Raw genomic sequence first — 26,056 nt, 5'->3', positions numbered from 1 at the left:
TTATGAAGCTTGATTTTACTGCGATATTGACGCAATGGCAGATGCTGAGGGACGGCGCGCTGCTCACCGCCGAACTGGCGGTCATCACCACCGTCTTCGGCTTTCTGATCGGCACCCTATGCGCCGTGGCGCGGCGTTCACAGTGCGCCTGGTGTGCACGTATCGCGGGGGTGTATATCGAAGCCATTCGCAATACACCCTTCCTGGTACAGATCTTCCTGGTGTATTTCGGGTTGTCCAGCCTGGGCTTCTCGTTTTCGGCGTTTACCGTCTCGGTGATTGCGCTGACGATAAACGTCGGCGCCTATACCGCGGAGATCATGCGCGCCGGGTTTGAATCCATCCACCCGGGCCAATGGGAAGCGGCGGAAACGCTGGGGTTGTCAACCTGGCAACAATATTGGCATGTGGCGCTGCGTCCGGCGATAGAACGGGTTTATCCGTCGCTGACCAGCCAGTTTATCCTGTTGATGCTGGCCTCGTCGGTGACCTCGCAAATTTCGACCGAAGAGCTGACGGCCACCGCTAACTTTATCCAGTCGGAAACCTACCGGCCGTTTGAAACCTTTTTTGTCGTTGCCGGTATTTACCTGGCCCTGTCGTTTCTGATGCGTTTTGCGTTTTGGCTGGTGGGGCTGGCGGCGTTTCCGCGCCGTCGCCGCCTTGGCACCCCTCTTTGAGGAGCGAGACATGAATTCCTCCCTTAATCCGGCCCATATCCAGTTCCTGCTGGAAGGCGCTTTCTGGACCCTGATCCTGTCGCTGATGGCGTTCGGCGGCGGCGGCCTGGTCGGTTTCCTGGTGGCCCTGGGACGTATCTCGCCGCTGCGCGGCGTGCGTTTTCTGGTGAGCGTCTATGTTCAGCTTATCCAGGGTACGCCGTTGCTTATCATCATGTTCATGATCTATTTCGGCCTGCCGTCGCTGGGTTTTAATATTTCACCGTTGTTCGCCGCCGGCGTCTCGCTGACCCTTTACGCCAGCGCGTACCTGGGCGAAATCTGGCGCGGCTGCCTGCAGGCGGTGCCGCGCGCGCAATGGGAAGCGGCGGAATGCCTGGCGCTGTCCCGCGCGCAGCGCCTGTTCAAGGTGATCCTGCCGCAGGCCGTGCGGCTGGCGACGCCGCCCACCGTGGGGTTTTCGGTGCAGATCATCAAAAACACCTCGCTGGCGTCGGTGGTCGGTTTCGTCGAGCTGGCGCGGGCCGGACAGCTTATCAATAACTCGATTTTCGAGCCGTTTATTACCTACCTGATCGTCTCTTTACTTTATTTTTGCCTGTGTTTTCCGGTGTCGGTTTTAAGCCGCAGGCTTGAACGGCGCGCCTTGGTTAAAAAAACGGCGCGGCCCGACGTCGCGCTGACCAGAACGGCTTAAGCGTTAAAGGAAATCATTATGTCGATTATCGTGCTGAATAACGTGCAAAAGAGCTTCGGGGCGGTGCCGGTGCTTAACGATGTGTCTTTTTCGGTCGACCGGGGCCAGGTGGTGGCGTTGATTGGCGCCAGCGGGTCGGGAAAAAGCACCGCCCTGCGCTGTATCGACCGGCTGGAGGAAATCAACGGCGGCAGCATCGAGGTGTGCGGGCATCGTGTCGAAGATCCGCATCTTGACCTGCGCCAACTGCGCCAGGATGTCGGCATTGTGTTCCAGAGCTATAACCTGTTTCCCCATCTGACCATTGAGCAGAACATCACGCTGGGGCCGGTGGCGGTAAAAAAGCAATCGAAAGGGGAGGCGCGGCGCCTGGCGCAGTCGGTGCTGGAGCAGGTCGGCCTGACCGATAAGTCGGACAGCTATCCGGAGCAGCTTTCCGGCGGCCAGCAGCAACGCGCGGCCATTGCCCGCTCGCTGGCCATGAAACCGAAGGTGATGTTGTTTGACGAGGTGACCTCCGCCCTCGATCCCAAGCTGACCGGCGAAGTGTTGCGCGTTATCGAGCGATTGGCCGGCAGCGGTATGACCATGATCATGGTGACGCACGAAATGAATTTTGCGCGGCGCATCGCCGACAAAGTCGTGTTTATGCACCAGGGCACCGTGCATGAAAGCGGCGGCGCCGCCATTTTAAAACAGCCCGCCACCTCGGAGCTGCAGGATTTTATCGCCAACGAGCTGTAGGCCGTCGGCGTTGAAACGTCAGTTAACCCTGGAGAGAACTATGCGTAATAGTAAACAATTAGCAGTCATGGGCATTTTGTTTTGTTGGCTGGCGTTCAACCCCGCGACGGCGGCCACCAACGCCTGGCAGGACATCAAGGACCGGGGCACGCTGCGGGTGGCCACCGATCTGTCCATTCCGCCTTCCGGTATGCTGGACGCCAGCCTGAAGCCGATTGGCTCGGATGTGGAAACCGCGCAGCTGCTGGCGCAGGATTGGGGGCTGAAACTGCAGTTTATCGAGACCACGGGTCCGACGCGTATTCCCAATCTGCAAACCGGTAAGGCGGATATCGTCATCTCGACCCTGTCGGTGACCCCGCAGCGCGCGCAGGTAATTGATTTTTCGCGCGCCTATGCCGGGTTGCGGTCGGTTATCGGCGCGCCGGCGGCGACCAAAATCGCCGGCTGGGACGACCTGAAAGGCAAGGCGATCACCGTGACGCGCGGCACCACCCAGGATACCCAGTTGAGCACGGAAGCGAGCAAGCGGGGTTTTACCGTGCAGCGTTATGACGACGACGCTACGCTTGTCACCGCCGCGGTCAGCGGGCAGGCGTTTGCGGTGGCGACATCGGCCACGCTGGTTAACCAGATAAAGAAACAGAATCCGAAGCTGGCGTTTGAACCGAAAATGACCCTGCAGGTGTTTGACCTGGCGATTGGGGTGCCGAAAGGGCAGCCGGAATTGAAGGCCAAGCTGGACGAGTGGATTGCCGCCAATTTGAAAAACGGCAAGCTGAACGATATTTATCAAAAATACCATGGCGAGCCGATCCCGCAGGAAATCATCAACCGGTAAAGGTGGGGACGTCTTTCCCCGCGCGGTCCGCCGGCTAAGCCGCGGCCGGTCCGGATTGATCGGCCGCAGCCCCTCAACGCGCCGGGTTTAGTCCGGCAAGACCCGCCGCGCCAGGGAAGCATGGGTGATCCCGGCAATATCGCGGGCGCCGGTGAGGGTCATCGCCACCCGCATTTCCTTATCGATAAGGTTGAGCAGGTTGGCCACGCCCTGTTCCCCCGCCGTCGCCAGGGCATAGATATACGCGCGCCCCAGCAGCACGGTATCGGCGCCCAGCGCAATCATCCGCACCACGTCCAGGCCATTGCGGATGCCGCTATCGGCCAGAATGGCTATCTCGCCTTTTACCGCGTCGACGATGGCGGGCAGCGCCCGGGTGGAGGAGAGCACGCCGTCGAGCTGGCGTCCGCCGTGATTGGAGACCACGATGCCGTCCGCGCCGAAGCGTACCGCGTCGCGGGCATCTTCCGGGTCGAGAATGCCTTTAATGATCATCGGGCCTTGCCAGAATTCGCGTATCCATTCCAGGTCGCTCCAGGAGATGGAGGGATCGAAGTTCTTCGCCAGCCAGCCGATGTAGTCTGCAAGCCCGGTGGGTTTGCCCACGTAGGCCGATATATTGCCCAGATCGTGCGGACGGCCGCGTATCCCGACATCCCAGGCCCAGGCGGGGTGGGTCATCGCCTGGAGGTAGCGGCGCAGCGCCGCGTTCGGCCCGCTCATGCCGGAATGGGCGTCGCGGTAGCGGGCGCCGGGAACCGGCATGTCCACGGTAAACACCAGCGTGGAGCAGCCCGCGGCCCTGGCGCGCTCCAGGGCGTTACGCATAAAGCCGCGGTCCTTGAGCACATAAAGCTGGAACCACATGGGCTGCCGGACGGCGCCGGAAACTTCCTCGATGGTGCCGACCGAGACGGTGGACAGCGTAAAGGGGATGCCCTTGCTTTCGGCGGCCCTGGCCGCCTGGACCTCGCCGCGCCGGGCATACATGCCGCAAAGCCCGACCGGCGCGAGGGCCACCGGCATGGCAAGCCGCTGGCCGAACAGCCGGGTCTCCAGGCTCAGCTGCGACATGTTTTTCAGCACCCGCTGCCGGAGCGCCACCTGCGCCAGATCGTCCACATTGCGCTTCAGGGTATATTCGGCGTAGGCGCCGCCGTCCAGGTAATGAAACAAAAAAGGCGGCAGTTTGCGTTTGGCCGCCGCGCGGTAGTCGGTTGCAGCTGATATGATCATCTATCCGGTTCCTGGTGTTGTCGCGCTCGGTGCGCCGAACCCGTTGTTACATAAAATTAATTAATTGATAACAAATAACAATGGGAACCGGATTTTTTTTTAGCGAATTGCGCGCAAGCCTCACACTTTTACCGACAGTCGGCCTTATATTCGTACTGGTCGGCTTTTTGATGTTCGCCTGACTCAATCGACACCAGGTCGGTCAGCGTCTGTTTCGGCACCGGTTTGCCGGCCAGCAGCGCCAGGGCGGTGGTGATCACCGCTTCGCCTTCCTGTTTGGGGTTCTGGGCAATCAACACGTCGATAGTCCCGTTTTTCAGCGCGCTCACCTCGGCGGTGGCGGCGTCATAGGCCACCACCTTGACCTTTTTCGCCGCCCCCGCCTGGCGCAGGCCGGTAACCGCGCCAATCGCGCCCTGATCGTTGGTGGAGAACACCCCCGCCAGACCGGGATGGGCGGAGAGCGTGGAGGTGATGATTTCCGCCGCCTTTTGCGGGTCGTCGCTTTGATACTGCGGGCCGATATAGGTGATGCCGGGATAGGTTTTGATCTGTTCGGCAAAGCCTTTTTCACGTGCGTCCTGCGCGCTTGAGCCCGGCGGCTGGGTGATGACCAGGACTTCCCCTTTGCCGCCGAGCAGCCTGTTCATGGCCTCGGCGGCCATTTTACCGCCGCGTTCATTGTCGGAAATGATCTCGGTCGCCAGGAAGCGGGTATCGTTCAGCGTTTGGTCCACGGTCATCACCTTGGCGCCGCGCGCCGCCAGCTGTTTCATCGGCGCCACCAGCGCCTGGGCGTCGGTCGGCACAATCGCCGCCACCGCCGGCGCGGTCGCCGTGACGGCGTTCACCACCGGGATCTGGCTATCGGCGGCAAACTGGTCGGGGGCGGAGACCCGCAGGGTAATCCCGCTTTGCCGGGCTTTTTCCTGGGCGCCGCACTGTAATGCCTGGTAAAAAGGACTGCCTTTCACGCCCAGCACCAGCGCGACGGTGTCATTTTTTCCGGCGGCCCAGGCGGGGTGCGCCAGCGCCAGGGTTAACGTCGATAAAACAGTGAATACCATTGTGTTGCGCATCTTGATTCCCCATCTAACAGTGATTAAAACCTCAATAAGCTGATTAACGGTATCAACTACGTTCCCTTGCCCGGCGTTTGAGCTGATCGATCCAGACCGCCAGGATAAGCACCATGCCCATCGCCACGGTTTGCCAAAACGGCGGAATGCCGAGAATGACAAAACCGTTGAGCAGGATAATGGGGATAAACACCCCGATAATGGTGCCGGCAACGCTGCCGATGCCGCCGAACAGGCTGGTTCCGCCCAGCACCACGGCGGAGATGGTCGCCAGATTGTCCATGGCGTGGCCGCCGATGGTGGTGGTGGAAAACCGCGCGTTGGACATCATCGCCGCCACGCCCGCCAGCGCGCCGGAGATCATATAGATGGCCACCAGGCGCGCTTTGACGTTGATGCCCGCGCGCCGCAGCGCTTCCAGGTTGGAGCCGACGGCGAAGATATGCAGGCCGAAGCGGGTGAGGTGCAAAACAAAGGCGGCGACCGCCAGCACCGCCGCGGCGACGATAACCAGCATCGGCACGCCGGCGATATCGCCGCTGCCGACCACCGCCACCAGCCGTTCCGGCATGGCGCGCACGTCGATGCCGCCGGAGAGCACCTGCGCCAGCCCAAGCGCCATGCCGAAGGTGCCGAGGGTCACTATCAGCGCCGGGATTTTCGCCACCGCCACCAGAAAGCCGTTCAACGCGCCCCACAGCGCCCCGACGGCGACGGCCACCAGGCCGCCGGCGGCAATCACGCCCCAGCCGGCGTCGGTGGTGCCGAAAGTATTGCCCGCCTGGCCCGCGAGATAAAGCATGGTCTGGGCGGAAACCACCGAGGAAAACACCAGCACCGCGCCGACGGATAAATCAATGCCGGCGGCGATGATGACGTAGGTTTGCCCCACCGACAGCACCAGCAGGATGGCGGCGTTTATCGCCATTTGCGCCAGGTTATAGGCGGAACCGAACTGCGCGGGGCGCAGCGCGCCGAACAGCACGATAAGCGCGACCAGCAGGATGAATATCCAGCCGCCGCCAATCAGCCGCGCCAGTCTGTCGCGCACGGTTGCCGGGTGTTCCTGATGGGACGGTTTATCCGTCGGGAAACCGTTCATGGCGTGACCTCCGCGCGGCCATAGGTTCCGCTGGTCATGGCGGAAACCAGATCTTCCACCCTCAGCCCCCGGGTCGGCATCTGCGCCACGCTTTTTCCCAGACGCAGCACCTCGACCCGATCGGCAATCGCCAGCACCTGCGGCATATTGTGGCTGATTAGCACCACCGCCAGCCCGGCGTCGCGCACCTGGCGAATCAGCGCCAGCACCCGCTCGGTCTGGATGACGCCGAGCGCGGCGGTCGGTTCATCCATAAAAATCACCCGTCCGGCCCACATGGCGGCGCGGGCAATGGCCACCGACTGGCGCTGGCCGCCGGACAGGGTGGAAATCGGCACCGACAGCGAACGCAGATTGACGCCCAGACGGGCAAATTGCTCAACGGCTTTGCGGCGCATGGCGGGGCGATCCAGTACCCCCAGCCGGCCTGGCAGGCCGCCGCGCAGTTGTTCACGGCCCAAAAACAGGTTTTCCACCGGCGTCAGTTCGGGTGCCAGCGCCAGGTCCTGGTAGACCGTGGAGATGCCGCAATCCTGGGCCGCGCCGGGCGAGGTAAACACCACTTCCCGGCCGTCGATTTTAATCACGCCCTCGTCGGGCCGGTCGGCGCCGGAAAGGATTTTGGTCAGCGTCGATTTTCCGGCGCCGTTATCGCCGATCAGGGCGCAGATTTCGCCGGGGAACACGCGGAAATCCACCTGCTCCAACGCCCTGACGCCGCCGAAATGACGGCTGATGTTCGTGGCTTCAAGTACCGGGATGGTCATCAAGGAGTTTCTCCACCGCAAGACCGATGTTGTTGGCAAAGGCGAACCACTGGTTATAGGCCGCGTCCGTCAGGCCGGACCAATACTGGAATGCGGCTTCCGCGTCGGGAAAATTCCACACTTCCACGGTTTCGAAATCATGCTGGCCGCGAATATGGTAGCGGCCCATGAAACGCGCGCCCGCAAGCGTCGCCTGGTGCGACAGCGCCTGCCAGCGGGCCTGTTTTTCCTGTTGTTCGGCGGGCGTCAGCAGATACCAGCGCGGACGCGGACGGGCATAATGGATCCAAATACTTTCTGACATCGGGCGCTCCTTAGGCGATAACGGGCAACAGCAGGTCGGCCAGCGGGCGTACCTTGCCGGTAACGTGTCTTGAGGTGGTGAATTTAAAATCCGCCGCGTGCTGATGGCCGGTAATGGCCCGCGAGACGGTATCCAGGCTGTCGGTTTCCCATATGCCCAGATGATGCCAGCTGTGCGCCCAGTCAAGACGATGGCGGCCGGCGATGTTAACGTTCAGCGCCAGGTCGCCTTTAAACGCCACGTCGCATTCGGCGTCATAGTCCGTGCGTTCGGCGGGCGTCGCCTCGCACCAGGCGTCGTTCCATTCCCATAGCGCCATAAATCCCCAGGGACGGCGGATATCCGGACCGCAGCCGTTCACGGTGGCGAATTCACGCGGGCCCAGCAGCCACTGGGTGGCGAACAGCCGCGACCAGCCCGCCTGTTCAAGACGCACGGTTCCCGCCAGCGCCGCGCCGAGCGACGGCGCCTCGAAGGCGCCGGCCATATCCCATTCGTGCAGGGCGCCGCTGTCGAGCGCCGTCGCCGGCAGGGTGACGTCCGCGGGCATGAACATGGCGCGAAAGGATAATAACCAGCCTTCGCCGCGCAGCTCGTCGAGCAGCGCCATCAACGCGTGATAATGTTGCCGCTGATACACCGCGCCGCCCGCGTCCGGCTGGCGTTTGGCCATAAACGCCACCACGCAGCGCGCCGAGGTCGACGGCTGGGAAGAGAATACGTCGGTTTCACCGGTCAGCAGCGTCATTTGCCCTCCCGCACGCGCATTACCGCCTGCATTAACTGCGCAACGCGGCGCGCATCCACCGGCTTCCACCAGGCGCCGTCGATTTTCAGCCATTGGCCGATAATCGCGCCGTCGGCCGCGCTGAACAGCGCCGGCACCTGTTCCGGCGACAGGCCGGATCCGATGATGACCGGCAGGTTGGTGCCGTTGCGCACCTGATTGACCTCGGCCGGCTCGGTGGGCGAACCGGTGCGCGCGCCGGTGGCGATCAGCACATCGGCGTCAAACCACTCCGCGTCGGTGGCCTGTTCGGCAATACTGCGATCGGCGGTAATGGCGTGGGCACCGAACTTGACGTGAACGTCGGCGAAAATGGCGACATCGCGGGCATCTATCATGGCGCGGTAACGCATGGCCTCCGGGGCGGGACCGTTGATGAAACCTTCGTTGGCCACGTAAGCGTTGACCCATTGATTGACCCGCACCCAGCGCGCGCCGACCGCTTTGGCGATCGCCAGCGCCGGAATGGCGCCGTTGGCCACGCAGGTGATGCCGATGGGGGTCGCCACCGCGGCGCGGACTTCCATGCAGGCGGCGGTCAGCGCGGCCACCGTTTCCGGACCGATATTTTCCGGACGGCAGAACGGCAGATCGCTGGCGTTTTCAATAATAATGCCGTCGATGCCGCCCTGCGCCAGGGTCTTGGCATCGGCCACGGCGGCGGCGAAAATGTCTTTCATCGCCTGCCCGTTATAGCGCGGCGCGCCGGGCAGGGCCTGTAAATGAATCACGCCTATCACCGGTTTTTTTACCGGAAACAGCGCGGCGAGCATGTTGGGTTTCTCGGGAAGTACTTGTGGTCCGGCCATTTGTTCTCTCATCTGTCGGGGCTCAGGCATCGCCTTCGGGCGAGCCGGCGCGTTGATAATGCATAAGCTGTTCGAGGCTGGGATAGGAAGGCTGCGCGCCCATGCCCCCGCAGCTGTAGGTGGCGGCGAAAACCGCCTGCGTCAGCGACCGCTGGACCGATTTTCCCGCCAGCCGGCCGGCGATAAACCAGCCGGCCAGGCAATCGCCCGCGCCGGTGGTATCCACGATTACCGGCTCGACGGGATAGCGGGCGCGGATATCTTCAGCGGCCGAGACGTAGCGCGCCCCCTGCGGGCCGAGGGTGCACACCACGGCGTTAACCTTAAGCGCCAGCAGCCGCGCCACGGCGTCGTCACCGAGCTGGCGCAGCGCGCGCTGGTTGCAAAACACCGCTTCAGCGCCGGCCAGCAGGGGATAGAGCGGTTCCAGACCCTGGGCGAAGGTGGCCGGCTCCAGGTCGAGCGACCATTTGCAGCCGGCCTTTCGGCATTGTTCAATCAGGTGCCATGCCCCTTCGCCGTACGCGGCGGTATGCACCCAGTCGATACCGTCTAAATCAAGGGTTTTCACCCATTCCAGGCTGGGATACAGCGAGACGCCCGGCTCCAGCAGCAGGCGTTTTTCGCCGTGCGGTTCCAGCAGGATAATGGCGCGGCAGGTGCGCCCGGGCATTTTGCGGCCGATAACGCGCAGGCCGGATTGCCGCAGGCCGTGCAGCAGGGGGTCCGCCACCAGGTCGTCGCCGGTTTCAAGGGCGAGCCGGACGTCCGCGCCCGCCATGCGGCAGGCCAGCGCGGCGTTGCTCACCACGCCGCCGGCGGATTCGCTGGTGATGCGCGCCAGGACTTTTTCATCGGGCTGCGGGATGGCCGCCATGCTAAGCGTGGTATCCAGGCTGATATCGCCGACAAACAACGCCTTGCCGGCGGTCATGGTTTGCGTACCAGATCGATGGTAAAGCTGTAGCGATCGGCGCGGTAATGCACCGTCACGTATTCAACCGGGCGCAGGTCCGCGTCATGGCTCAGGCGGCGCGCCACCAGGCCGGCGCTCCCCTTGGCCACCTGCAGGGCGCGGGACAGTTCGCCGCTGAGCAGGGCGGCGCTGATGGTTTCCCGGCCGCCGGCGATGCGGCAGCCGCACCGCTGTTCCAGCCAGACGTACAGCGACTGGCGGTCCAGTTCACCGGCCTCGGGCACCGGGTGATGGACAAACAGGGCGGGCGACAGCCAGCTTTGTGAATAGGCCATCGGCATGGCGTCGGCTTTCAGCAAGCGGGTGGACATAAAGGCTTTTTCGTTGGATTCCAGGCCCAGGGCGGCGGCAATCTCGGCCGGGGGAAGCGCCATGCGGGCGCTGAGGGTGTGATAGCCGGCGGTAAAACCGCGCCGCTGCATATCTTCCGCAAAACTCGACATTTGACTCAGCGGCTGGATCACCTGCGGCGGCAGCACGATAGAGCCTTTACCGGCGCGTCGGCTGATTAACCCTTCCTGCTCAAGTTTATCCAGGGCGGTGCGCGCGGTGGTCCGGCTGACGCCGAATACCTGGTTAAGCAGGGTCTCGGAGGGCAATGCCTCGCCGGGTTTAAAACCGCCGAATTCGATTTCACGGCGTAATCTGTCTGCAATTTGCCACCATAATGGCTGCGGGCCGGAGACAAGCCCATGCTGATCCCATTGCATATTTATTCATTAAGGTTGCCGATAGGTTGTCATGATAATTGATTGACATGACAATCCCTGTCAACCGGCAAATTGTCAGCAAGGTTATTGAATTACATAGCATTAGCGCCGTGCAGCGGTAAGGGCGTTTGCCGCATTATCGTCAGGAAACAGTGAATTGAAACCAGACATTTGACCGCCGTCGGCGCCGGTTTCTGCAGCGCAATCCCCTCATAGGAAATTTATATGACGGCGCCGTCGCGAGTCTCAGCTGGCCGCCTGGAGTGAAAACCCCCCGGCGGCATCCTGGTGCATTAACGTGAGCAATAAGCGCATAAAGCGCTGGCCGCTGGGGGGCAGGGGATGTCCCCGCAGCGACAGCAGCGAAAACGTCACTTCATAAGCGAACGCCTGCGCATCCGCGACTTCGACAAAACAATAGAACTGGGAAAGGGTCTGCACGTAATGGGTCGGCAACAATCCCACATAGCCGCCGGCGGCAATCAGGGTGGCGACCGCCTCCAGTCCCGAGGCAACGGCCTTGCGTTTCATATTGAGGCGCTGGCTTAGCCGGGAACTGTAGGGATCGCGATCGCGGGTGACCAGGACATAATTCTGCTCGATCAACTCCGCCATGGCGGGCGCCGGCTGGCCGAAAGGCAGCGCCACGTAGAGGCGGAACGCCTCGTTGAACAACGGCACGCTTTGCAACTGCCGGTTGGTCTCCGGCATGCCGCTGATGCCGATATGCAATTGCCGGTCAAGCATGTGCGCGAGCAGCGAATCATGCTGATGAATCGACAGATGCACGGTGACGTCCGGCGCGATGGAACGGAAGGCCGCCAGCGCTTCGGAAACCTTGGAACCGGAATTGGACAGGCAGTTATCGGCGATGCCGATAGTCAAATCGCCCGCCAGTATATTGCGCGCGTCGTTCAGATCGTCGCGTATTTTTTTCAGCGTATCGTCCGCCAGGCTGGATGCCCTGAGGACGCTTTCGCCGAACATCGTCAGTTGGAAACCGGCCGGCCCGCGAAAGCAGAGTTTTTCGCCCAGCCTGGCCTCCAGGTTCTGCAGATGGCGGCTGATGGTGGAGCGCTCGATGTTCAGCGCCTCCTCGGCCGCGGTCAGTCCCCCGGCCTCGGCGACCGCGCGGAAGATGCGCAGCAGTTTAAGATCGGCCTCCGTCAGGGGCGGCACGGGTTTAAGATTATTTGCGGATGGAGTCATATTTCGCTGCCTAACGTCGGGGCTACATCGGGAGGCGCGCTTATCACGCGCCCTGAGAGCGGTCAGAGTGGGTCAAACGGACCCCGCAACAAAAACGATGCGCAAAAAAAAACATGCAAGATGAATGCCATGCCGGACGGCGCCCCTGATGCGCCATCGTCCCCGCCCTGCGCCTCGGCTGCTCTGTTAATGAACAGGCATGCTCCACAACGGGGCGCCGGCGCCGGCGCCGATGCGATGCATGCTGCCGGCGGAAAGGGTGTACGCCATACACGCATAGGTTCACCGGCGGTCACCAAGCGCTACCGGCAACCGGTCTATACTCCCTAGCATCACCCATCCCTCAGGAGCATCCCATGCCGCAGTCCCTTACCGTTCCGCCGTCCCACGGCCCCCAAGGCTTCCTGCGATCGCCGGTGTCCACCGATCTGGAACACCTTGACGCGCATATCGCCATTATCGGCCTGCCCTACGGCAATGCCTATGCCCCCCATGCCATCAGCAACGATCAGATTCATGCCCCCGACGCCGTGCGCGCCGTAAGCGATACCATCAGCAAGGGCAAGGATCAGTATGATTTCGACGTCGGCGGCCCGATCCTGGATAACCGGCCGATCAAGCTGGTGGACGTGGGCAATGTGCTGGCCGATCCCGCCGATCTCGGCAGCCATACCCCGCGCGCCGAACAGGCGATCCGTAAAATCCTCGCCGCCGGCGCCATGCCCATCACCCTGGGCGGCGACCACGGCATTCCCATTCCCATCCTGGCGGCGTTCGAGGGCCGGGGGCCGATTACCCTGATTCAGATCGACGCGCACATCGACTGGCGCAATGAGGTGAACGGCGTGCGCAACGGTCTTTCCAGTCCCATCCGCCGCGCGTCCGAAATGGCCCATATCGGCGAAATCTTCCAGATCGGCATTCGTGCCCAGGGCAGCGCCCGCACCGAGGAAGTGGACGCGGCGCGGGCCTATGGCGCGCATATCATCCCCGCCTTCGAGGTCCACGACGCGGGTATCGACGCCATTATCGACCGTATCCCCGACGGCGGTCAGTTTTATATCACCATCGATGCGGACGGCCTGGATCCGACGGTGATGCCGGCGGTGGAAACCCCGGCGCCGGGCGGTCTCACCTTTCACCAGGTGCGCCGCCTGATCCATGCCCTGGTACGCAAGGGCAAAGTGGTGGGAATGGATATCGTTGAAATCACGCCCGCCAAAGATGTCAATCATATCAGCTGTATTACCGCCGCGCGCCTGATGGTGAATCTGATCGGCGCGGCGGTGCGGGCGGATTATTTTGTCACGGCGCGGTCTTGACGCCTTACCGGTTTCTTAATGGGAGTTCATCATGCATAAAATCCGTCACCTGTTCCTTGTCCGGCTGGTGCTGCTGTGCGCCTGCGCGGGGCTGCTCGCCGCCCAGGCCTCGGCCGAAACCACGCTGGAAAAAATCAAACGCACCGGCACCGTAACCGTAGGCACCGAGGCGGCGTTTCCTCCGTTTGAATTCGTGCAGGACGGCAAAATCGTCGGCTACGGGTCGGATATCCTGGCGGAAGTGGCCAAGGCGCTGGGGGTGAAGGTCAAACAGCTGGATCTGCCCTGGCAGGGCATTTTACCGGGCCTGCTGGCCGGGAAGTTTGATTTTGTCGCCACCACGGTCGGGATTAACGAAGAGCGCGCCAAGCGTTATGCCTACACCCTGCCCATAGCCAACGGCGCGCCGTATCTGCTCAAGCGTAAAGGCGATGGGTTGGCGAAGACGGCCGATCTTAACGGCAAGGTGGTGGCAACCCAGCTGGCGTCGTCCACCGAACCCGTGGCGCGCGCCCTGGACGCCAAACTGAAGGCCGACGGCGGCGCGGGCTATAAGCAGCTCAAGCTGTTCACCGATTTCCAGGGGGCGTATATGGCGCTGGCCAACGGCGAGGTGGACGCGGTGGTGCAATCTTTGCCGAGCCTTGCGGTTTTGGTAAAACAGCGGCCGGATACCTTTGAGCTGATGACCGCGATACCCAACCAGGGCGGCTATGATTACCTGGCCTGGGTCACCCGTGTGCAGGATAAGGATTTGCGCGACGCCATCTCGGGCGTTATCCGCAGCATGCGTGACGACGGGCGCCTGGCGGCGCTGCAGCAAAAATGGTTCGGTTTTACCATGGACATCCCGGACAGCGGCTATCTTCCTCCCGGCGCGCAGTAATTTTCGTTAAACCGTAGCGGAGTCCCGGTGATGAAATTCAGTTGGCAAACGTTATTTTCCAGTTTTCCGCCTTTGCTGGAGGCGGCATGGGTCAACCTCAGCCTGGCGGTGATTATTTTTTTGCTGGTGCTGGTTTTTTCAACCGGGTTTACCCTGCTGCGGGCGAGAAAAAACGTCTGGCTGGGGAGGGCGTTCGCGGTGCTGATAAGCTTTGTGCGCGGCACGCCGCTGCTTATCCAGATATTTATCTGTTATTACGTATTGCCGGCCCTGGGACTGGATCTCAGCCCCACGGCGGCGGGCATTATCGCCATTACCCTCAACAGCACCATCTTCCTCGCCGAAGCCATGCGCGGCGGGCTCGGCACCCTTGATCCGGGGCATATCGAGGCCGCCGCGGCGCTCGGCCTGCGCCCACGCGCCATATGGCAATGCGTGGTATTGCCCCAGCTGTTCCGGCGGATGATTCCGGTCATCGTCAACGAAGCGACGATCATCGTCAAAGGCACCGCGCTACTGTCGGTCATCACCGTGGTGGACGTGCTGCGCACCGCGCAGCAAATCGCCGGCGGCAACTACCGGCCGTTTGAAACACTGCTGGGCGCGGCGCTGATTTTCCTGGTCATCAACCTGGCGTTCAGCGCCATCGGCAGCTATCTGGAGGCCCGGGTGGCGGACGCCCGGGTATAACGTATGCACATTGATTTCACCGTGCTTTACCCCTACTGGCCGCTATTATTGCAAGGCGCCGGCCTGACCGTGAAAATTACCCTGATAGCCTTCGCCATCGGCTACCTGCTGGGTATGGCGGTGGCGCTGCTCAGCCTGGTGCCGTTGCGGGCGGTAGCCGCGTCGATCGCCGTCTATATCGCCTGCCTGCGCAGCGCGCCGTTTATTATTTTTTTGTTCGTGGTGTATTACGGCTTACCGTTTACCGGCCTGCGCCCGCCGGCCGAGGCGGTGGGCACCCTGGCGCTGGCGCTCTATGCCAGCGCCTATTACGGCGAGATCCTGCGCGCCGGCATCCAGGCGCTGCCGCGCGGCCAGTTCGAGTCCGCCCGGGCGATAGGCATGTCGCCGGCGCAGGCGATGCGCCATATTATCGCGCCGCAGGTACTGCGCGCGGTGGTGCCGCCCTCCACCAACATGACGCTGACGATGATGAAGGAGTCGGCGGTGCTCAGTTCCATCACCGTGCCGGAACTCACCTATCAAGGCCTGGTGGCGCAGGGCGCCACCTTCGCGCCGTTCGAGGTGTTTATCGCCATTACCGCCCTGTACTGGCTCATCGCCGCGTTTATCGCCGAGGCGGCCCGCCGCGTGGAGCTGGGCGGCGGGCAAAGCAGCCGCAACGCCATCCAGCGCAGCGCCATCGCCCGGCGCTACCTCTCGCTTGACTGGCGGAACACGCCATGAATAACCCGCCCGCTCTGCGCGTCACCGCAATCAGCAAACGCTTTCGCCAGGTCAGCGCGGTGAATCAGGTATACCTGGATATCGCTCCCGGGGAAATCGTGGCGCTGATTGGTCCCAGCGGCTGTGGCAAGAGCACGCTGCTGCGCTGCGTAACCTGGCTGGAAACGCCGGATGAAGGTTTTATCGAGATAAACGGCGCGCCTTTCGGCCGGCAGCGCGAGGGCGAAATGATCCGCCATCAGTCGCGGCGCCAGATTGACGCTCTGCGTCCCCGGCTTGGGATGGTCTTCCAGCAGTTCAATTTATGGCCGCACCTGACCGTGCGCGAAAATATCATTACGCCGCAACGGGTGGTGCTCGGCCGTGGCGGCGAACAGGCGCGCGCGCGCGCGGAACAGCAAATGGCGCAGTTTGCGCTGTCGCCGGTGGCCGACCGCTATCCCTGGCAGCTCTCGGGCGGGCAGAAGCAGCGCGTCGCGATTGCCCGGGCGCTGGTGATGGATCCCGCGGTAATGCTGTTCGACGAACCCACCTCGGCGCTGGATCCGGAGCTGGTGGGCGAGGTGCAGACGCTGCTGCGCTCGCTGGCGCAAGGCGGCATGGCCATGCTGATTGTCACCCACGATATCCATTTTGCGGTGAACGTTTCCACACGCCTCGCGTTTATGTGCGAGGGCGGCATCGTCGAGGAAGGGCCGGTGTCACAGCTGGTCGCATCCCCGCGCGATCCGCGCCTGCGGCAGTTTCTGGCCCTGACCTCCGGGTCGGGGCGCGTTAATCCTTCCACCCAGGAGTAATATGATGACCCGAGTCAACCGGCCGTTTGTCGGCATTCCCTCTTTTTTGCGCGCCAGGATTGCGCCGGATATCACGCAGCTGGACGCGGCCATCGCCATCTTGGGCATCCCGTTCGATGAGGGTTCGCCCTTTATGCCCGGCACCCGTATGGCGCCGCGCTCCCTGCGCGAGCATTCGCTGCGTTTTTGCAGTGAACATCGGGGTTATTATTCCCCCGAGGAAAAGCGCGAATTCCTCGGCGAGGAGATCCGCGGCGGGCTGATTGTGGACGCCGGCGATGTGGATATCCATCCCACCAATGTTGAAAAAACCTTTGCGCTGATAACCGAGGCGGTAAAACACATCCTGGACGGCGGCGCGATGCCGGTGATCCTGGGCGGCGACCATTCGATTACCTACCCGGTGTTCCGCGCGTTCGACGGCGATATCCACGTACTGCATTTTGATGCCCATACCGATTACGGCACGCTGGAGCAGGATATGCAGTATACCAACGGCCACGCTTTCCGCCATGTGGTGGAGCGGGCCGGGGCCAGCAGCCTGACGCAGATCGGCATCCGCAGCCTGCGCCACAGCGCGGAAATCGTCGAGCAGGTGATCGAGGGGGGGAACCGGGTGATCCCCATGGGTGAGTTCCGGCGCATCGGGCCGCAGGGTATCGGCGCGCTGCTGCCGGAAAACGCCAGGGTGTATGTCAGCATCGACGTGGATGTACTGGACATGTCGCTGGTGCCGGGCTGCGTCTCGGCGGAGCCGGACGGCATGACCTACGCCGAACTGCGCGACAGCCTGAAGGCGATTGCCGAACGCTATCAGGTGGTGGGTTTTGATTTTGTCGAGGTTAACCCGCTGCTGGATGTCGGCTCCGGCGTGACCTCTTACCTGGGCGCGCATGTGGTGATCGAGTTTCTCGGCAATATCTGCGACCAGCCGCGCTGGCGCGCGTCAAGGCGGACAACATGTCCCGGTTAAGCGATGGCGCGCCGGCGCCGGGGCCCGAAGATGCGCCGCTGATGCGGGACGGCGTGCGCGACCTGCGTTTTTCCGCCATTCGCGAGGTGGCGAACGCCGGTATAGGACGCGGCGATATCCTGCCGTTCTGGTTTGGCGAACCGGATCGCCGCACGCCGGCGTTTATCTGCGACGCCGCGCAGGCGTCGCTGGCGGCGGGGGAGACGTTTTATACCCCCAACCTGGGCGAACCGGCGCTGCGCGAGGCGCTGGCGCGTTATCTCTCGTCCTGGCACCGGCCGGTTGGCGAAAACCGCATTGCCGTGACCAATTCCGGCGTGTCGGCGCTGATGCTGGCGGCACAGGCGCTTTACAGTCCCGGCGATCGGGTGGTGGTGGTGACGCCGGTGTGGCCGAACCTGGTGGAGATTCCGAAGATCCTCGGCGCGCGCGTGGCGGAAGTGCCGCTGCAATTGGTGCGTGAATCCCGGCACGTCTCCCGCTGGCACCTGGATATGGCGGCGCTGCTCGCCGCCCTGACGCCGGGCACGCGGGCGCTGGTGATTAACTCGCCGAACAACCCCAGCGGCTGGGTAATGCCGGCGGCGCAGCAGGCGACGGTGCTGGCGCATTGCCGCCGGCACGGCATCTGGATTGTGTCCGACGAGGTTTATGGGCGCATCCTGTTTGATGCGCCCGACAAGCGCTGTGCGCCGTCGTTTCTCGACATTGCCGATGCGCGCGACCGCCTGATCGTCGTCAACAGCTTTTCCAAAAGCTGGATGATGACCGGCTGGCGGTTGGGATGGATGGTGGTGCCCGATACGCTTATCCAGGATTTGGCGAAATTAATCGAATACAACAGCAGCTGCGCGCCGGCGTTCGTGCAGCGGGCGGGCGTGGCGGCGGTCAGCCTGGGGGAGGAGGCGCTGGGCGTTACCCTGACCCGTTTCCAGGCCTCGCGGGATTTTCTGTACCGCGAACTGAGCACCTTTGCGCAGATAGAAACGCCGCTGCCCGAGGGCGCGATGTATCTTTTTTTCCGCGTGGCGGGGCTGCGGGACAGCATGGCGCTGTGCAAGGCGCTGGTGGCCGAGGCCGGGCTGGGATTGGCGCCGGGCAGCGCGTTCGGCCCGGCCGGCGAGGGATGTATCCGCTGGTGTTTCGCCAGCTCGACGGACAAGCTCGCACAGGGCGTGGAGCGGCTGCGCGCGTTCCTGGCCGGCGGCTACCTGGCGAACCCGCCAGGCTAAGGGGATTCAGCCCAGATGCGTATGCCGCTCCGGCGCCGGCCCGGTGTCCATCGCCGCGATGCCCTGCACGATGCCGCAGGCGTCCACCCGCTGTTCCCGCCGGCAGCGCCGACGCAGTTCCGTAAGCTGCCCCTTAAGCTGGATAAGCTCCGCGATGCGCGTCTCCACGTGGGTAATATGATCCTCAAGCAGGTGGTTAACCGCGCCGCAATCGGCGGCGGGCTGTTCAACCAGGTCCAGCAGCTGGCGAATCTCGCCATGGGTCATGTTCAGCACGCGGCAGTGGCGGATAAACCGCAGGCGCTCGACGTGCAGCGGCGTATAGCTGCGGTAATTGGCCGCGGTGCGCAGCGGCGCGGGCAGTAAGCCTTGTTTTTCATAAAAACGCACGGTTTCCACCGAGCAATGCGCCGATGAGGCGACTTCACCGATTTTCATCACGGACTCCTCTATGTCTTGACTCTATAGTAGCTTCAGGGTGTGCAATGCGCCATAAGGAATGTTATCAGGAGCACGGCATGGCTTTTCAGCGTATGACACCCATTACCCCCCCCAAGGACTGCTGCCACGCCCGGGCCGGCGCGCCGGAAAGCCGGGATCGGCCGAATCCGCCGCCAGCCTGCTGCCCGGCGGCTGCGGCGCCGTTTTCCTCGTCCGGACCCGCCCAGGCCGTCGGCGTTCCACCGGCCCGGGCTGCGGGCTTTGCCGCCGGCGTTCCGGTAAGCCGGCTGTATATCGCCCAGATGGATTGCCCGACCGAAGAGGGCATGATCCGCAAGGCGCTGGGCGCTATGCCGGACGTGCGGGGCATGGAATTCAACCTGATGCGCCAGGTGCTGACCGTCGCCCATAACGAAGGCGCGCTGCCGGCCATCGAGGCGGCGATCCGCTCCCTGGGCATGGACAGCACGCCGGTGTTGGACGCGCAGGCGCCGGCGGCGCCGACGGCCAAGCCATGGTGGCCGCTGGCGCTGGCCGGCGTGGCGGCGCTGGGCGCCGAGGCCTGCCAATGGGCGGGCTGGCCGCAATGGGCCGGCGCGCTATTGGCGTTGGCGGCCATTGCCCTTTGCGGCCTGGGAACCTACCGCAAGGGCTGGATTGCGCTGCGCCACGGCAATTTGAATATCAATACCCTGATGAGCATCGCCGTCACCGGGGCGATGCTTATCGGCCAATGGCCGGAGGCGGCCATGGTGATGGTGCTGTTTACCCTGGCCGAGCTTATCGAGGCCAGATCGCTCGACCGGGCGCGCAACGCCATCCGCGGGCTGGTGCAGCTTGCCCCCGAGCTGGCGACGGTGCGGCGGCCGGACGGCGGCTGGGCCGACCTGGCCGTGGGCGACATCGCGCCGGGCCGTATCGTGCGGGTAAAACCCGGCGAACGCATTGCCCTTGACGGCGTGATAACGGACGGCGCATCAAGCGTGAACCAGGCGCCCATCACCGGCGAGAGCCTGCCGGTGGAAAAAACCGGCGGCGATACGGTGTTCGCCGGCACCATTAACGGGTCGGGGGCGTTTGAGTTTCGCGTAACGGCCGCCGCCACCCATTCCACGCTGGCGCGCATCATCCACGCGGTGGAGGAGGCGCAGGGGGCGCGCGCGCCCACCGCGCGGTTTATCGACCGGTTCGCCAGGATCTATACCCCGGCGGTATTTGTCCTCGCCCTGGCCATCGCCGCGCTGGGTCCGCTGCTGACCGGCGGCGGCTGGTATGAATGGGCCTACCGCGCGCTGGTTATGCTGGTGATCGCCTGTCCCTGCGCCCTGGTGATTTCAACGCCGGTGACCATTGTCAGCGGCCTGGGCGCCGCCGCCCGGCACGGCATCCTGATCAAGGGCGGTGTCTATCTTGAGGAGGGCCACAAGCTCGCCTGGCTGGCGCTGGACAAGACCGGCACCATTACCCACGGCAAACCGGCGTTGACCGATACCCTGCTGCTGGCGCAGGAGGCGGGACGTGACCCGGTGCTTATCGCCGTCGCCATCGCCGCCCGCTCCGACCATCCGGTTTCCCGCGCCGTGGCCACGGCCGAGCGGCGCAATAACGCGCCGCTGCCGGACGTCGACGATTTTGGCGCGCTGCCGGGACGCGGCGTGCGCGGCGCCGTGGACGGCGTGCACTACCAGTTGGGCAACCATCGGCTGATTCATGAACTGGGCGTGTGTAGCCCCGAACTGGAAGCGCGGCTCGGCGCGCTTGAGGCGCAGGGCAAGACCGTTATCATGCTCAGCGACGGCGAGCGCGTGCTGGCGCTGTTCGCGGTGGCGGATACGGTGAAGGAGAGCAGCCGCGCCGCCATCAAGGCGCTGCAGGCATTGGGCGTCAAGACCGTGATGCTGACCGGCGATAACGTCCATACCGCCCGCGCCATCGCCGGCCAGGTCGGTATCGACGTCGCCCTGGGCGATCAGCTGCCGGAAGACAAGCTGCGCGCGGTGGAAGAGTACGCGCGCCAGGGCAAGGTCGGCATGGTGGGCGACGGCATCAACGATGCCCCCGCCCTGGCCAGGGCCGATATCGGTTTCGCCATGGGCGCGGCGGGTACCGATACCGCCATTGAAACCGCCGACGTGGCGCTGATGGACGACGACCTGAACAAAATCGTGCGCTTCATCCGCCTGTCGCGCACCACGCGCCGGGTGCTGGTACAGAATATCGCCCTGGCCCTGGGCATCAAGGCCGCCTTCCTGATCCTGGCCATGCTGGGCATGGCCACCATGTGGATGGCGGTGTTCGCCGATATGGGGGCCAGCCTGCTGGTGGTGGCCAACGGACTGCGGCTGACGCGTCAGTAGTCCGGGCGGCTTTTACTCGCGCCGCGCCGGGACCGCCGGCGCGGCGCTGCCGAACAGACCGTTCTTCAGGATGTCCTCGGCATACAGGAAACCGATGCCCATCACCTGCTGTTGCCGGGTTAACCCGCCCACTTCGATAAGCGTCGCGTTGTCTCTGGTGGTATCGGCGCGATCAAAGGGATTGTAGTGGGTTTGCTCATGGATGATCCCAAGCCATTCGGCGCCGAACTGACAACTGCGGCCATAAAGATAGATACGGTTGATATTCAGTATATTCAGAAAATTATACAGGCTCAGCCCAATCGCCCGCGCCGCGTTGTGTACCAGCAGGCGCACCGATGGATTGCCGGCGTGAAATTGACTCAGCAGCCAGGCGGTATTGATCTGCTGGTTTTCCAAATCGTTGTCCGGGGTCATTTTTAATTGCATGCGCACTTTTTTCTTCAGGGAAGACAGCGAGGCGATGGTCTCCAGGCAACCATAGCGACCGCACGAACAGGCGGCGCCATCGGGATCGATGATGGTATGGCCTATCTGGCCGCTGCCGAACAGCGTGCCGCGATAGATTTCCCGGTCGATGACAAAGGAGGAGCCGATACCGTAATCGACATTAATCACGCAAAAATCCTTGGCATTGGCCATATTTTGCCATTTTTCCGCCAATGCCAGCATCACGCAATCATTGTCCATCAGCAGCCTGGTGGACAGCTTTTCCTCCAGCAAATACCTCAGCTCAACGGGTTCATGCCATAGCGCCTGGGGCATTCTTTCCGAGACGCCGGTGCGCGGGTTGACCTGGCCGTGTATGGACAGCGCGATGCGCAGCGGCGTTTGCGGGTCATGCTGGCGATACGCGTGATACTGGCGCTCGATTTCCCGCGCCAATTGCCCCGGGGTGTCAATCCGCGCCGGCTGCTGGCGCAGGGGCAGCAGGGGACGGACCAGCCCGTCCACCAATACGCCTTCAATCAAAAAGGGCGAGATGTTCAGGCACAGGATATTGCCCCGGGTGGCGATTTGAAAGCTGCCGCTGTTGTTGCCGCGGGTATGCAAATTACGCGATAAACGGCATAAATAGCCTTCCTCCAGCAGTTCGTCAAGGATATTGCTCACCGCCTGGATGCTCAACTGGCTTAATCGCGCCAGCGTGGATTTACTGGCGATTTTTTCGCGATATAAATGGCTGATTATCACCGCTTTATTATGGCCGCGCATCACATGGCTGTTCATGCCGCAAAGATTCATTCACTCAACTCACTTAACTGTATTGCGTGACCGTTTGGCGAATATCGGCCATAAATTGTCCTCTATACTGCCTCCTCTGGATGGTTTAATCAAAATTTTGATTGAGGTGGCTATGTCGGGTGTAGATAAAGGGACAGTAAAGATGTGGCGGGAAAGCGTAACCATTCCCACCTACCTGACCGGTGAACAGGATCAGCATCCAATGTTTTTGGAACATCGGGTCTATCAGGGATCGTCCGGCGCGGTCTATCCCTACGGCGTAATAGATACCCTGACCGGGGAACCGGCGCCGCGGGAATACCAGGCGCTGTGGCTGGAAAATGATTACCTGCGGATTATGCTGCTGCCCGAACTGGGCGGGCGTATCCAGCGCGCCTATGACAAGATCAAACAGCGCGATTTTGTTTATCACAATGAAGTGATTAAGCCCGCCCTGGTGGGCCTGCTCGGGCCATGGATATCCGGCGGCATCGAATTCAACTGGCCGCAGCATCACCGGCCGACCACCTACATGCCGGTGGACTACCGGTTGCAGCGGCATGAGGACGGCGCCTGCACGGTCTGGCTCGGCGAGCTGGAACCGATGCGCGGTCTGCAGGTCATGACCGGTTTTACCCTCTATCCGGACCGGGCGTTGCTTGAAATTTCGGCCAGGATATTCAACGGCAACGATACGCCGCGCCATTTTTTATGGTGGGCGAATCCGGCGGTGAAAGGCGGCGACGATCATCAAAGCATATTTCCGCCCGATGTCACGGCGGTGTTTGACCATGGCAAACGCGATGTATCGACCTTTCCCATAGCCACCGGCACGTATTATAAAGTCGATTATTCCGCCGGGGTGGATATCTCCCGTTATAAAAATATCCCGGTGCCCACCTCGTATATGGCTTATCGGTCGGATTACGATTTTGTCGGCGCCTACAGTCATGACGAGCAGGGCGGCCTATTGCATATTGCCGATCATCACGTGTCGCCGGGGAAAAAACAGTGGACCTGGGGCAATGGCGAGTTCGGCCGCGCCTGGGACGACAACCTGACCGACGCCAACGGCCCCTATATTGAATTGATGACCGGGGTATTCACGGATAACCAGCCTGATTTCAGCTGGCTGGACGCCGGGGAAGAGAAGCGATTTGTGCAGAACTTCCTGCCTTACAATACCCTGGGCATGGTGCAAAACGCCAATACCTCCGCCGCCCTGAAGCTGGAAAGGACCGCGTCGGGACTGGTTTGGGGGCTGTATGCGGTGGCGATACTGCATGATTACCGTTTGGTGATCCGCGACGATGGCCTGTCGGCGCCGATACTCGAAATCGCGGTTGACCTCACCCCCGCCCAGGCTTTGCAGGAAGCGGTGCCGGGCGACTTTGGCGGCCGGTTGTCCATCGAACTCAGGGATAATCAGGATAACCTGGTCCTCAGCTACCTTGAGCACCAGCCCGAGGACGCGCCGTTACCGTCCCCGGCCCAGGCTCCCCGCCCGGCCGCCGCTATCGACAGCGCCGACGAGGCCTGGTTTATCGGCCAGCACCTGGAACAATACAACCATGTCGGCCAGGGCGCGGAGGATTATTACCGGCGTGGGCTGGCCCTGGACGCCGGCGACTACCGCTGCAACCTGTCGCTGGCGATAGCGGAATATAACCGGGCCGGCTATGAGCAGGCCATCGCCTACGCTGATGCCGCATTGGCCCGTTCCCATCGCCTGAACAAAAATCCACAGGACGGCGGCGCCAGCCTGATCCGCGCCTGCGCCTGGGAACGCCTGCGGCAATGGGACCGCGCCTATGAGGATTTTTATCGCGCGACCTGGAGCGGCAATGGCAAGGAAGGGGGCTTTTTCGGTTTGGCGCGCATCGCCGCCCGCCGCCGGCGGTGGCCGGACGCGTTGGCCTTTGCCGACCAAAGCCTGCTGAGCAATGGCGCCAACTATCCGCTGATGGCGCTGAGGGCCGTCCTGCTGCAACGCGTCGGCCGGACGGCGGAAAGCCTGGCCTATATAGCGCGGCAGCTGCGGATGTATCCCTTGCATTATACGCTGTTCGCCCTGCGTTATCTGTTTGATGACCAGGAAACGTCTCTTGCCGAACTGCGCCGGGTGACCGGCGATCGGGGCGTTAACGCCCTCGGCATCGCCACCACCCTGCTGTCGTTCGGCCTGCGCGACGAGGCAATCACCCTCCTGACGCTGCTCGACAGCCGGGAAACGCTGCCGCTGTATTTACGCGCCTCGTTGTTGAAAGGGACGCTCCCGCAGCAACAGTACCTGGCGTTATTACAACAGGCGCGGGATAACTTCGGCCGGTCGGTGCGGTTCCCGAACCAACTGGCGGAAGTGGCGATGCTCGAACAACTGCCCGAATGCTATTTCGCCCAATACCTCCTGGGCTGTTTTCACTACAGCAAACGCAGCTACCGGCGGGCGGCGGACTACTGGCGGCGCAGTCTCGAGCTGCAACCCGACTTTGCCGGCGCCTGGCGCGACCTGGGGGTCTTTTATTTCAATAAACAACAGGACCGCGCGCTGGCCGCGCGCCATCTCGAGCAGGCGTTCACCCTGGCCCCCGCCGACGCGCGCCTGCTGTTTGAGGGGGACTGCCTGCGCAGGTTATGCGGCGCCGAACCGGCGGCGCGCCTGGCCATACTGGAAGCGCATATGCCGGTCGCGCTCAGGCGCGACGATCTGATCGCCGAGTTGCTGAGTTTATATAACCAGCTCGGACAGCCGGAAAAAGCGCTGGCGCTGCTGTCGACCCATGCCTTCCATCCGTGGGAAGGCGGCGAGGGCAAGGTGACCGCCCAATACCTGATAGCACATCTGCGCCAGGCCCATAACGCGCTTGAGGCGGGCAAGCCGCATACCGCGTCGGAAAGCCTGCGGGCGGCGCTGCGCTATCCGCCCAACCTGGGGGAAGGGCGTCTGGTGGGGCAAACCGACAACGATATCTATTTCTGGCTGGGCGTCTGCGCACAGCGGCTGGGGGATGGCGCACAGGCGCGGCGCCATTATCTCCAGGCGGCCCGGGGCAACGGCGAGATCAATGAAAGCCGCTATTACAACGATCAACCGGTGGATTATCTGTTCTACCAAGGCGCGGCGCTGGCGCGCCTTGGCCGTGGCCGCGAGGCGCGCCAGCGCTTTACCGCCCTGCTTGACTGGTCGGCGGCCGCCCTCGACCAGCCGGTGGCGACGGACTTCTTCGCGGTATCCCTGCCGGATGTGGTGGTACTGGATAACGACCCCGGGCAAAACCACCGGCAGCATTGCCTGTTTGTCAGCGCCCTGGCATCGCTCGGGCTAGGCGATACCCTGCGCTGGCGACAGCAAATCGACGCCTTGCTCACCTGTAATCCCAACCATGATAAGGCGCAGTTATTCGCGGCGTTGGCGAGCACGCTGACCGGTGAATTGCAGGACTGCTCACAACAAAACCAATAGGGGT

General features: G+C 62.6%; 25 protein-coding genes. 13 read left to right on the top strand and 12 right to left on the bottom strand.

Annotated elements, in window-relative coordinates; all coding sequences use genetic code 11:
- Positions 1-2 precede the first annotated feature (2 nt).
- Genes VGC33_RS07670 through VGC33_RS07655 form a run of 4 tightly spaced genes read left to right on the top strand, consistent with a single transcriptional unit; the run spans position 3 to position 2,962 of the window.
- On the top strand, positions 3-680 hold the full coding sequence (locus VGC33_RS07670; protein ID WP_331120161.1) for an amino acid ABC transporter permease: 678 nt from the start codon (positions 3-5) through the stop codon (positions 678-680).
- A 10-nt stretch (positions 681-690) separates the two neighbouring features.
- Positions 691-1,377, top strand: coding sequence for an amino acid ABC transporter permease (locus VGC33_RS07665; protein WP_331120160.1), 687 nt, complete (start codon positions 691-693; stop codon positions 1,375-1,377).
- An 18-nt stretch (positions 1,378-1,395) separates the two neighbouring features.
- A complete protein-coding gene (locus tag VGC33_RS07660; protein ID WP_331120159.1) occupies positions 1,396-2,121 on the top strand; it encodes an amino acid ABC transporter ATP-binding protein in 726 nt (241 codons plus the stop codon).
- Positions 2,122-2,161: 40 nt separating this feature from the next.
- A complete protein-coding gene (locus tag VGC33_RS07655) occupies positions 2,162-2,962 on the top strand; it encodes a transporter substrate-binding domain-containing protein (RefSeq protein ID WP_331120158.1) in 801 nt (266 codons plus the stop codon).
- An 87-nt stretch (positions 2,963-3,049) separates the two neighbouring features.
- Here VGC33_RS07655 and lldD read toward each other — a convergent pair whose 3' ends face one another.
- The 10 genes from lldD to VGC33_RS07605 all read right to left on the bottom strand — a co-directional run bounded on the left by lldD (position 3,050) and on the right by VGC33_RS07605 (position 11,941).
- Positions 3,050-4,198, bottom strand: coding sequence for an FMN-dependent L-lactate dehydrogenase LldD (gene lldD / locus VGC33_RS07650; RefSeq protein ID WP_331120157.1), 1,149 nt, complete (start codon positions 4,196-4,198; stop codon positions 3,050-3,052).
- A gap of 128 nt (positions 4,199-4,326) precedes the next feature.
- Positions 4,327-5,277: an ABC transporter substrate-binding protein gene (locus VGC33_RS07645; protein WP_331120156.1), complete on the bottom strand. Its 951-nt coding sequence runs from the start codon at positions 5,275-5,277 to the stop codon at positions 4,327-4,329.
- A 52-nt stretch (positions 5,278-5,329) separates the two neighbouring features.
- Entirely contained in the window at positions 5,330-6,379 is a 1,050-nt protein-coding gene (locus VGC33_RS07640; protein ID WP_331120155.1) for an ABC transporter permease, read from the bottom strand.
- Positions 6,376-7,146 carry an ATP-binding cassette domain-containing protein gene (locus VGC33_RS07635; protein ID WP_331120154.1) on the bottom strand — a complete coding sequence of 257 codons (771 nt, stop codon included), beginning with the start codon at positions 7,144-7,146 and terminating at the stop codon, positions 6,376-6,378. The genes VGC33_RS07640 and VGC33_RS07635 overlap by 4 nt, the downstream gene beginning before the upstream one ends.
- Entirely contained in the window at positions 7,127-7,450 is a 324-nt protein-coding gene (locus VGC33_RS07630; protein WP_331120153.1) for a GYD domain-containing protein, read from the bottom strand. Before VGC33_RS07630 ends, VGC33_RS07635 begins: the two co-directional genes overlap by 20 nt.
- A 10-nt stretch (positions 7,451-7,460) precedes the next feature.
- A complete protein-coding gene (locus VGC33_RS07625) occupies positions 7,461-8,198 on the bottom strand; it encodes a hypothetical protein (RefSeq protein WP_331120152.1) in 738 nt (245 codons plus the stop codon).
- On the bottom strand, positions 8,195-9,046 hold the full coding sequence (locus VGC33_RS07620) for a BtpA/SgcQ family protein (RefSeq protein ID WP_331120151.1): 852 nt from the start codon (positions 9,044-9,046) through the stop codon (positions 8,195-8,197). The genes VGC33_RS07625 and VGC33_RS07620 overlap by 4 nt, the downstream gene beginning before the upstream one ends.
- A gap of 22 nt (positions 9,047-9,068) precedes the next feature.
- A complete protein-coding gene (locus VGC33_RS07615; protein WP_331120150.1) occupies positions 9,069-9,980 on the bottom strand; it encodes a carbohydrate kinase family protein in 912 nt (303 codons plus the stop codon).
- Positions 9,977-10,732 (bottom strand): GntR family transcriptional regulator, encoded by a 756-nt coding sequence (locus tag VGC33_RS07610; RefSeq protein ID WP_331120149.1) that lies wholly within the window; start codon positions 10,730-10,732, stop codon positions 9,977-9,979. The genes VGC33_RS07615 and VGC33_RS07610 overlap by 4 nt, the downstream gene beginning before the upstream one ends.
- A 246-nt stretch (positions 10,733-10,978) precedes the next feature.
- Positions 10,979-11,941: a LysR family transcriptional regulator gene (locus VGC33_RS07605; RefSeq protein WP_331120148.1), complete on the bottom strand. Its 963-nt coding sequence runs from the start codon at positions 11,939-11,941 to the stop codon at positions 10,979-10,981.
- Between the two features lie 356 nt (positions 11,942-12,297).
- On the opposite strand from VGC33_RS07605, the gene VGC33_RS07600 reads away from it, so the two are divergent.
- From VGC33_RS07600 to VGC33_RS07570, 7 genes are read left to right on the top strand one after another with little or no spacing between them, the layout of a single operon-like run.
- On the top strand, positions 12,298-13,263 hold the full coding sequence (locus VGC33_RS07600) for an agmatinase (protein ID WP_331120147.1): 966 nt from the start codon (positions 12,298-12,300) through the stop codon (positions 13,261-13,263).
- Positions 13,264-13,294: 31 nt separating this feature from the next.
- Positions 13,295-14,149: a transporter substrate-binding domain-containing protein gene (locus VGC33_RS07595; RefSeq protein WP_331120146.1), complete on the top strand. Its 855-nt coding sequence runs from the start codon at positions 13,295-13,297 to the stop codon at positions 14,147-14,149.
- A gap of 30 nt (positions 14,150-14,179) precedes the next feature.
- On the top strand, positions 14,180-14,839 hold the full coding sequence (locus VGC33_RS07590) for an amino acid ABC transporter permease (RefSeq protein ID WP_331120145.1): 660 nt from the start codon (positions 14,180-14,182) through the stop codon (positions 14,837-14,839).
- A 3-nt stretch (positions 14,840-14,842) separates the two neighbouring features.
- On the top strand, positions 14,843-15,565 hold the full coding sequence (locus tag VGC33_RS07585; protein WP_331120144.1) for an amino acid ABC transporter permease: 723 nt from the start codon (positions 14,843-14,845) through the stop codon (positions 15,563-15,565).
- Complete coding sequence (locus VGC33_RS07580) at positions 15,562-16,362, top strand: amino acid ABC transporter ATP-binding protein (RefSeq protein ID WP_331120143.1); 801 nt, start codon at positions 15,562-15,564, stop codon at positions 16,360-16,362. Before VGC33_RS07585 ends, VGC33_RS07580 begins: the two co-directional genes overlap by 4 nt.
- 1 nt (position 16,363) lies before the next feature.
- Positions 16,364-17,335, top strand: a complete 972-nt coding sequence (locus VGC33_RS07575) for an arginase family protein (protein WP_331120142.1) — start codon at positions 16,364-16,366, stop codon at positions 17,333-17,335.
- A complete protein-coding gene (locus VGC33_RS07570) occupies positions 17,323-18,567 on the top strand; it encodes a pyridoxal phosphate-dependent aminotransferase (RefSeq protein WP_331120141.1) in 1,245 nt (414 codons plus the stop codon). The genes VGC33_RS07575 and VGC33_RS07570 overlap by 13 nt, the downstream gene beginning before the upstream one ends.
- A 6-nt stretch (positions 18,568-18,573) precedes the next feature.
- Here VGC33_RS07570 and cadR read toward each other — a convergent pair whose 3' ends face one another.
- Positions 18,574-19,005: a Cd(II)/Pb(II)-responsive transcriptional regulator gene (gene cadR, locus VGC33_RS07565; protein ID WP_331120140.1), complete on the bottom strand. Its 432-nt coding sequence runs from the start codon at positions 19,003-19,005 to the stop codon at positions 18,574-18,576.
- Between the two features lie 80 nt (positions 19,006-19,085).
- On the opposite strand from cadR, the gene VGC33_RS07560 reads away from it, so the two are divergent.
- Positions 19,086-21,365, top strand: a complete 2,280-nt coding sequence (locus VGC33_RS07560; RefSeq protein WP_331120139.1) for a heavy metal translocating P-type ATPase — start codon at positions 19,086-19,088, stop codon at positions 21,363-21,365.
- 12 nt (positions 21,366-21,377) lie between these two features.
- On the opposite strand, the gene VGC33_RS07555 is transcribed toward VGC33_RS07560, so the two are convergent.
- Positions 21,378-22,610: an ROK family transcriptional regulator gene (locus VGC33_RS07555; protein ID WP_331120138.1), complete on the bottom strand. Its 1,233-nt coding sequence runs from the start codon at positions 22,608-22,610 to the stop codon at positions 21,378-21,380.
- A gap of 112 nt (positions 22,611-22,722) precedes the next feature.
- On the opposite strand from VGC33_RS07555, the gene VGC33_RS07550 reads away from it, so the two are divergent.
- Complete coding sequence (locus VGC33_RS07550) at positions 22,723-26,052, top strand: DUF5107 domain-containing protein (protein ID WP_331120137.1); 3,330 nt, start codon at positions 22,723-22,725, stop codon at positions 26,050-26,052.
- The last annotated feature ends 4 nt before the right edge of the window (positions 26,053-26,056 follow it).

Source organism: Acerihabitans sp., from assembly GCF_036398755.1.
GTDB lineage: Bacteria > Pseudomonadota > Gammaproteobacteria > Enterobacterales > Enterobacteriaceae > Acerihabitans.
This window is presented reverse-complemented; position numbering and strand designations above follow the sequence as displayed.

Excerpts from the sequence above, each read along its gene's own strand:
- VGC33_RS07560 (WP_331120139.1), top strand. The coding sequence starts at position 19,086 with ATGGCTTTTCAGCGTATGACACCCATTACCCCCCCCAAGGACTGCTGC.
- VGC33_RS07590 (WP_331120145.1), top strand. The coding sequence starts at position 14,180 with ATGAAATTCAGTTGGCAAACGTTATTTTCCAGTTTTCCGCCTTTGCTG.
- VGC33_RS07595 (WP_331120146.1), top strand. The coding sequence starts at position 13,295 with ATGCATAAAATCCGTCACCTGTTCCTTGTCCGGCTGGTGCTGCTGTGC.
- VGC33_RS07640 (WP_331120155.1), bottom strand. The coding sequence starts at position 6,379 with ATGAACGGTTTCCCGACGGATAAACCGTCCCATCAGGAACACCCGGCA.
- VGC33_RS07660 (WP_331120159.1), top strand. The coding sequence starts at position 1,396 with ATGTCGATTATCGTGCTGAATAACGTGCAAAAGAGCTTCGGGGCGGTG.
- VGC33_RS07615 (WP_331120150.1), bottom strand. The coding sequence starts at position 9,980 with ATGACCGCCGGCAAGGCGTTGTTTGTCGGCGATATCAGCCTGGATACC.
- VGC33_RS07620 (WP_331120151.1), bottom strand. The coding sequence starts at position 9,046 with ATGGCCGGACCACAAGTACTTCCCGAGAAACCCAACATGCTCGCCGCG.
- VGC33_RS07550 (WP_331120137.1), top strand. The coding sequence starts at position 22,723 with ATGTCGGGTGTAGATAAAGGGACAGTAAAGATGTGGCGGGAAAGCGTA.
- VGC33_RS07555 (WP_331120138.1), bottom strand. The coding sequence starts at position 22,610 with ATGAATCTTTGCGGCATGAACAGCCATGTGATGCGCGGCCATAATAAA.
- VGC33_RS07605 (WP_331120148.1), bottom strand. The coding sequence starts at position 11,941 with ATGACTCCATCCGCAAATAATCTTAAACCCGTGCCGCCCCTGACGGAG.
- VGC33_RS07610 (WP_331120149.1), bottom strand. The coding sequence starts at position 10,732 with ATGCAATGGGATCAGCATGGGCTTGTCTCCGGCCCGCAGCCATTATGG.
- VGC33_RS07655 (WP_331120158.1), top strand. The coding sequence starts at position 2,162 with ATGCGTAATAGTAAACAATTAGCAGTCATGGGCATTTTGTTTTGTTGG.
- cadR (WP_331120140.1), bottom strand. The coding sequence starts at position 19,005 with ATGAAAATCGGTGAAGTCGCCTCATCGGCGCATTGCTCGGTGGAAACC.
- VGC33_RS07645 (WP_331120156.1), bottom strand. The coding sequence starts at position 5,277 with ATGCGCAACACAATGGTATTCACTGTTTTATCGACGTTAACCCTGGCG.
- VGC33_RS07630 (WP_331120153.1), bottom strand. The coding sequence starts at position 7,450 with ATGTCAGAAAGTATTTGGATCCATTATGCCCGTCCGCGTCCGCGCTGG.
- VGC33_RS07625 (WP_331120152.1), bottom strand. The coding sequence starts at position 8,198 with ATGACGCTGCTGACCGGTGAAACCGACGTATTCTCTTCCCAGCCGTCG.
- VGC33_RS07600 (WP_331120147.1), top strand. The coding sequence starts at position 12,298 with ATGCCGCAGTCCCTTACCGTTCCGCCGTCCCACGGCCCCCAAGGCTTC.
- VGC33_RS07585 (WP_331120144.1), top strand. The coding sequence starts at position 14,843 with ATGCACATTGATTTCACCGTGCTTTACCCCTACTGGCCGCTATTATTG.
- VGC33_RS07580 (WP_331120143.1), top strand. The coding sequence starts at position 15,562 with ATGAATAACCCGCCCGCTCTGCGCGTCACCGCAATCAGCAAACGCTTT.
- VGC33_RS07665 (WP_331120160.1), top strand. The coding sequence starts at position 691 with ATGAATTCCTCCCTTAATCCGGCCCATATCCAGTTCCTGCTGGAAGGC.
- VGC33_RS07570 (WP_331120141.1), top strand. The coding sequence starts at position 17,323 with ATGTCCCGGTTAAGCGATGGCGCGCCGGCGCCGGGGCCCGAAGATGCG.
- VGC33_RS07575 (WP_331120142.1), top strand. The coding sequence starts at position 16,364 with ATGATGACCCGAGTCAACCGGCCGTTTGTCGGCATTCCCTCTTTTTTG.
- lldD (WP_331120157.1), bottom strand. The coding sequence starts at position 4,198 with ATGATCATATCAGCTGCAACCGACTACCGCGCGGCGGCCAAACGCAAA.
- VGC33_RS07635 (WP_331120154.1), bottom strand. The coding sequence starts at position 7,146 with ATGACCATCCCGGTACTTGAAGCCACGAACATCAGCCGTCATTTCGGC.
- VGC33_RS07670 (WP_331120161.1), top strand. The coding sequence starts at position 3 with ATGAAGCTTGATTTTACTGCGATATTGACGCAATGGCAGATGCTGAGG.